The following is a 341-nucleotide window of genomic DNA, read 5'->3' on the forward strand; positions in this document are numbered from 1 at the left end:
GCCTGGGGTCTGGTCAGCCGGGTCGTCCCGCATGACGAACTGGTGAGCACGGCGACGGAGCTGGCCGAGCGGATCGCGCAGAACCCCTCTCACTCGCTGCGGATGGCCAAGCGCCTGCTGCTGGAGTCGCGCACCGGGACATTGGAATCGACGCTGGCCATGGCCGCGGCCATGCAGCCGCTGGCCCACGCCGATGCGGAGCATCAGCAACGCATCGCGCGCTGGCGGAGCAGCTGATGGCACAGTTCCGACTGGTGCCACCGGCCTCCGCCGATCCCACCGCCACCGCGGCGCTTCGTGCCGAGGTGCGCGGGTTCCTTGCCGAACAGCGCGCCGCAGGC

General features: G+C 71.3%; 1 protein-coding gene. It reads left to right on the forward strand.

All coding sequences use genetic code 11. The features are described from left to right. A partial coding sequence (locus tag H7I41_RS10025) for an enoyl-CoA hydratase-related protein (protein WP_264012428.1) occupies positions 1 to 237 on the forward strand: 237 nt, incomplete at its 5' end. Positions 238 to 341: the final 104 nt, after the last annotated feature.

Origin of the sequence: [Mycobacterium] manitobense (assembly GCF_025821665.1) — a bacterium.
Taxonomy (GTDB): Bacteria; Actinomycetota; Actinomycetes; order Mycobacteriales; family Mycobacteriaceae; genus Mycobacterium; species Mycobacterium arseniciresistens.